The organism is Armatimonadota bacterium (assembly GCA_016869025.1).
Taxonomy (GTDB): Bacteria; Sysuimicrobiota; Sysuimicrobiia; order Sysuimicrobiales; family Humicultoraceae; genus VGFA01.
Genome location: VGFA01000039.1, coordinates 1 through 5,789, shown reverse-complemented (window position 1 = coordinate 5,789; position 5,789 = coordinate 1). Strand labels below are relative to the sequence as shown.

Annotated in this window: 7 protein-coding genes; 6 read left to right on the top strand and 1 reads right to left on the bottom strand. The window is 66.8% G+C overall.

Going from position 1 to position 5,789, the window contains the following annotated elements; all coding sequences use genetic code 11:
- Window positions 1-14 precede the first annotated feature (14 nt).
- Genes FJX73_12590 through FJX73_12565 form a run of 6 tightly spaced genes read left to right on the top strand, consistent with a single transcriptional unit; the run spans window position 15 to window position 5,536 of the window.
- Entirely contained in the window at window positions 15-965 is a 951-nt protein-coding gene (locus FJX73_12590) for an aldo/keto reductase (protein ID MBM3471607.1), read from the top strand.
- Window positions 966-1,009: 44 nt separating this feature from the next.
- Entirely contained in the window at window positions 1,010-1,525 is a 516-nt protein-coding gene (locus FJX73_12585) for a phosphatase (protein ID MBM3471606.1), read from the top strand.
- Between the two features lie 44 nt (window positions 1,526-1,569).
- On the top strand, window positions 1,570-3,174 hold the full coding sequence (locus FJX73_12580) for a glutathione ABC transporter substrate-binding protein (GenBank protein ID MBM3471605.1): 1,605 nt from the start codon (window positions 1,570-1,572) through the stop codon (window positions 3,172-3,174).
- A 35-nt stretch (window positions 3,175-3,209) separates the two neighbouring features.
- Window positions 3,210-4,139, top strand: a complete 930-nt coding sequence (locus tag FJX73_12575) for an ABC transporter permease (protein MBM3471604.1) — start codon at window positions 3,210-3,212, stop codon at window positions 4,137-4,139.
- A gap of 5 nt (window positions 4,140-4,144) precedes the next feature.
- Window positions 4,145-5,026 (top strand): ABC transporter permease, encoded by an 882-nt coding sequence (locus tag FJX73_12570; protein MBM3471603.1) that lies wholly within the window; start codon window positions 4,145-4,147, stop codon window positions 5,024-5,026.
- Window positions 5,027-5,536, top strand: a complete 510-nt coding sequence (locus tag FJX73_12565; protein ID MBM3471602.1) for a DUF664 domain-containing protein — start codon at window positions 5,027-5,029, stop codon at window positions 5,534-5,536.
- A gap of 13 nt (window positions 5,537-5,549) precedes the next feature.
- On the opposite strand, the gene FJX73_12560 is transcribed toward FJX73_12565, so the two are convergent.
- Window positions 5,550-5,789, bottom strand: a 240-nt coding sequence (locus FJX73_12560; protein MBM3471601.1) for an isoprenylcysteine carboxylmethyltransferase family protein, incomplete at its 5' end; no start/stop codon positions are given.

Genomic DNA, 5,789 nt, shown 5'->3' with positions numbered 1-5,789 from the left:
CAAAGGGGGATGGGATGCGATACCGTCGTCTCGGCAACTCCGGGCTCAAAGTGTCCGTGTTGGGATTGGGCGGCAACACCTTCGGGCGGTTCGTGGACGCCGAGGGGACGGCGCGCATTGTGGACACCGCCCTCGGCCTCGGCGTGAACTTCTTCGATACGGCCGACATCTACAGCAGTGGCGTCTCCGAAGAACATCTGGGCCGCGCGCTGGGCGGCCGGCGCGGAGAGGCCATCATCGCCACCAAGGTCTTCAACGCCATGGGCGAAGGGCCCAACGAGCGCGGGTCTTCGCGTGCGCACATCACAGACGGGGTCCACGCCAGTCTGCGCCGGTTGAACGTGGAGTACATTGACCTGCTGCAGCTCCACGAGTGGGATGTCGAAGCGCCCATCGAGGAGAGTTTGCGCGCCCTCGAGGATCTGGTGCGCCAGGGCAAGGTCCGCTACATTGGCTGCTCCAACTTCGCCGCCTGGCAACTCGTGTGGTCGCTCTGGATCAGTGACCGGCGCGGGTGGGCGCCGTTCGTCTCGGTGCAGCCCGAGTACAGTCTGCTGGCGCGCGGCGTCGAGGCCGAACTGCTTCCGGCGTGTCAGGCCTTCGGGATCGGTGTGATTCCGTACTTCCCGCTGGGAGGGGGCGTGCTGACCGGGAAGTACCGCGAGGGGGAGCCGGCTCCGGAGGGGACCCGCGGATACCAGAGCGAGCGGTTCGAGCAGCGCTTTGCGACCGCGCGCAACTTCGCGATCGCCCGCGCGCTGGAGGCATGGGCGAAGGAGCGGGGTCACACCGTTGCGGAGCTGGCCGTGGCCTGGCTGCTCGCGCGGCCCGCGGTCTCCACGGTGATTACGGGCGTGACGAAGCCCGGTCAGGTGGAGGCGAACGTTCGGGCGGCCGAGTGGGAGCTATCGGCGGCAGAGGCCGACGAGGTGGCGGCGCTGGCGCCGGACAAGAACCGGGCATGAGTGTCCTCTGACGTCACGCGACAGACCACGTAGGGGGCGTTACGATGGGCGACCGGAAACTCTTTCGCAGGGTCCAACTCCCGGAGGCCGTTGCCGGCCGGCTATACCTCCACAGCATGCCCGGGCGCTACGAACCTCTCGAGGCATCTTTCGCAGAGGCAGCACGCCTCGGCATTGATCGGATCGTCTGCCTTGTTCCTCCTGCGGAGATCGAGGCCGCTTCTCCATCTTACGCGCAGGCGATTGAAGAGGGGCGTCTCCCATCTAATCGAGAAGCGTTCTCGATACCCGATTTCGGCGTTCCCGAAGACCGGCGCGCGTTTGCCGAGTTTGTCTCTTCAACGGCCTCTCGCATTCAAGAGGGGGAGCGGGTTCTTGTGCACTGTCACGCGGGCATCGGTCGAACCGGCACGTTCGCCACCTGTGTCCTCCTGGCGCTCGGGCTGTCTGCCGCGGAGGCCGAGGACGCCGTACGCGAGGTCGGTTCCCAACCTGAGATCCTCGCGCAGCGGCAGCTCATCAACTGGTTCAAAGAGAACATGCGCTCGGAGGGGCGGTAAGAGCATAAGAACAGCCGCCGGCCTGACCTGTGTCGTTGCGCGGGATGGCCGTGCGGCCTATTATGCAGGGACAAGGTGCCGTGTCGGTGCCCTTGGAAGTTCGCACACAACGGAGGATGGTACACATGATTAGACGGATGCTTGCAGGCTTGGTGGTTCTTCTCGTACTGGTGACGGGGAGCGGTAGGAGCGGGCTGGGCGCCCCGGCGCCGGGAGAGACCATCACGGTCGCGATGCAGTCCGATGCGACCGCGCTGGATCCCCACCGGACCAACGACGGCCCGTCGTTCCTCGTGATCAACCAGATCTTCGAGACGCTTCTGGTGCGCACCGCGCGGGGGCTCGAACCGCGGCTGGCCACTTCCTGGCGGCCGGTTGGAGATCGCACCTGGGAGTTCAAGCTCCGCCGCGGGGTCAAGTTCCACGATGGGACCCCGTTCAACGCGGAGGCGGTCAGGTTCAGCATTGATCGCTTCATCAATCCGCAGTCACGGGCCCGGGCCTACTTCGTGCTGAGCATGGTGGAAGGGGCCAAGGCGATCGCCGACGACACCGTGCAGATAACGACGCGGTTTCCGTTCGCGGCGTTGCTCAACCACCTGACGCATCCCTCCACCTCCGTGATCAGCCCGACGGCCGTAGGCCGGTTCGGCGCCGACTTCGTGCGCAATCCGGTTGGGACCGGCCCGTTCAAGTTTGATTCTTGGGTGGCCCGCGACCGGATCACCATGGTGCGCAACGACGACTACTGGGGAGGTCCGCCTCAGATCGCCCGCGTGATCATGCGGCCGATCCCGGAGTCGTCCACGCAGATCGTTGAGCTCGAGTCGGGCGGCGTGGACCTGATCTTCAACATGCCCGCCGATTCGGTTGCGCGCCTTGAGCGCAACCCGCGCCTGGTCGTTTACAAGGAGCCCAGCTTCAGCGCCAACTACATCGGGTTCCACATGGAGCGCGCGCCGTTCAATGACGTGCGCGTGCGCCGGGCCGTCGGCCACGCGGTAAGGGTGGCCGGTCTAATCACATTCTTCCTGAAAGACCTGGCCACGCAGGCGAACGGACCTCTCTCCCCGGTTGTGTTCGGCGCGAACCCCGACCTGCCGGGGTACGAGTACGATCTCGACCGGGCGCGCGCGTTGCTGGCCGAGGCCGGCGTTCGTCCGGGCCTGCGGCCGCGCCTCGTCATCTTCGAGAGCGCCGAATGGCGGCGGGTCGCCCAGGCGATTCAGGCGAGTCTCCAGCCGCTGGGCTTCCAGGTCGAGGTGGAAGTGGTGGAGTTCGGGACCTGGCTCTCTCGGCTCGATCGTGGGGAGTTCGAGATGTACGGCATGCGGTGGGGAACGGTCACTCTCGACGCGGACTACACCCTCTACTCGCTGTTTCACTCGTCGCAGGCGCCCAACCCCAACTACTCGCGCTACAAGAGCCCTGAGGTTGACCGCCTTCTCGATGAGGGCCGCGCCATAGCAGACCAGGGGCGGCGCGAGCAGATCTACCGGCGGGCGCAGACACTGATAGTCCGGGACGCGCCGATGATCTTCCTTTATTACCCGCTGTCGACCTACGCGGTTCGCAGCGGCATTCAGCACACGACGGCGCCGTTCTCGTGGATCAACCTGGAGCTGCGCAAGGCGACGGTGCAGCGGTAACGGCGGCACGGCGAAAGTGACGGCCTGATCCCATTATGGGGCGCTACCTCTTCCAGCGCCTGAGCCTGCTCGTTCCGGTGATGCTCGGCGTCACGCTGGTGGCGTTCATCACGCTCCACCTGGCGCCGGGCGATCCGGTACGCGTCCTGCTGGGGGAACTCGGGCAGGGTGCATCACAGGAAGAGATCGCCCGACTCCGCTCAACCCTGGGGCTCGATGCTCCCCTGCCCGTGCAGTACGGCCGCTTCGTGTGGCGCGCGGCCCAGGGCGATCTGGGGCGGTCGCTGCGGACAGGCGCGCCGGTCCTCGACGAGGTGCTGGCCCGCGCTCCCTTCACCCTTGTTGTGACGGTCGCGAGTCTGGGGATCGCGCTGGCGATCGGCATTCCCGCCGGCGTGCTCTCCGCCGCGTACCGCGGCAGCGCCGTGGACCACGCGGCGATGCTCCTGGCGCTCATGGGGGTATCGCTGCCGGTGTTTTGGTTGGGCCTGCTGCTGATGCTGGTGTTCGCGCTGGCGCTGGGCTGGCTGCCTGCCTCGGGGTTCGGGACTTGGAAGCACCTGGTGCTGCCGGCGGTGACGCTGGGGCTGGCGTCGTCGGCGCTCATCGCGCGCATGACGCGCAGCAGTTTGCTGGAGGTCCTGGGGCAGGACTACATCCGCACGGCGCGCGCCAAGGGCCTCTCAGGCCGGATCGTGCTGCTGCGCCACGCGCTGCGCAGCGCGCTCATCCCGATCGTAACGGTGGTCGGGCTGCAGCTCGGCGGGCTGCTCGGAGGCGCGGTGCTCACCGAGACCGTTTTCGCATGGCCGGGCCTGGGGCGCCTGGCGGTGGGCGCGATCTACAGCCGCGACGCACCGCTTGTCCAGGGGACGATTCTCTTCACCGCCATCGCGTTCGTGCTCATCAACCTCGCGGTGGACCTGCTCTATGCCATGTTGGATCCGCGCATTCGCTATGACTAGCCGGCATGACTAGCGGGGAAGGCGCAATCCCGATGCACCGCCTGCGGTGGCGGATGCGGCTTCGCCACCTCCTCCGGTACAGGTCGGCGGTGGTCGGCATGCTTGTGCTGACCGGGATTGCGGCGGCGGCCGTGCTGGCGCCATGGGTCACGCGCTACGCCCCCTCTGCCCAGGTGTGGGAGCAGGCCCTGCAGGCGCCATCGTGGGCCCACTGGCTGGGCACCGACGAGTTCGGCCGCGACCTGATGACGCGCATCGTCTTCGGAGGCCGCATTTCCCTGGTGGTGGGATTTCTGGCGGTGGGGATCGCAGCGGGAATCGGCGTGCCTCTGGGTTTGATAAGCGGTTACGCCGGCGGTCGGCTGGACGTCATCGTGATGCGGGTCATGGACGTCCTACTGGCGTTTCCGGCGATCCTGCTCGCGATCGCCATAGTCGGGGCGCTGGGACCCGGGCTGCGCAATGCCATCGTGGCTGTGGGGATCGTGGGCATCCCCGCATTTGCCCGCGTGGTGCGCGGTGCTGCGCTGGTGATCCGGGCGCAGGACTACGTGGAGGCGGCCCGCGCCATGGGCGCCGGCGCAGGCCGAGTCGTGACCCGCCACGTCTTCCCCAACGCCACCGCGCCGGTGATCGTGCAGGCGACGCTGAGCGTGGGCGGAGCCATCCTTGCATCGGCCGGCCTGTCGTTTCTGGGCCTGGGCGTACAGCCGCCTACTCCGGACTGGGGAGGGATGCTTTCGAGCGGGCGGGAATTCATGCTGCAGGCCTGGTGGATCGCCACCTTCCCGGGCATCGCAATAATGCTGACAGTGCTGGGATTCAATCTGGTGGGTGATGCGCTGAGGGACCTGCTGGATCCACGGCTGCGGCCGCCCGGGACGTAGATGGCCCCCCGAGATGTGACCCCGCGGTCCGGCCGGCGTGCAGCGATGCTACCTCCACGCATTGCCGACGGATTCGCGAGACTACCGGTCGAGCTGACCGATCTGTGCCGGCCGCATACCTGGGACGAACTGACGGCGCCGCCCGGGGATGGGATGAAGCCGATCCGCGATGTGCTGGTGCACATGGTCGGAGCCGAGACCTTCTGGATATGCCATGTCGTGCTCGGGGGTCGGCGCACGCGCCTCGATCCGGCGTCGTTCGGCGATCTCGACAGCATCCTTGCCGTATGGAGGCCGCAGCGGGAAGCGACCATGGCGTGGCTGTCCGCACTCACACCCAAGGCGCGCGGTTCCCGCAGGGCCTTTCCCTGGGATCCGGAGCAGACCGCCAGCGTTGAGGAGATCGTCTGGCACGTCGTGACCCATGAGCAGTATCACAGGGGCCAGGTCTTCACCCGACTGGCGCTGCTGGGACGGCGGGATCTCCCCGACTACGATCTGCTGCGGTAGTCGGAGCTTTCCTCTAGTAGATCCCTGGAATCATGTGCTTCGTACGCGCGCGGTGCTCCCTGTAGCCGGGGAAGAGTTCCATCAGATACGCTTCTTCTCGGCGCGCTTTGGCATGTATGTAGAGTGTAAGCACCGCGGTCAGCACCAGGTGCAGGCCGCTCCCCCGCCACAGCGCCCATCCCACCGCCATGATCAGGAGTCCACCGTACGCGGGGTGGCGCGTACGCGCGTAGAGGCCGGTCTGCACAAACGT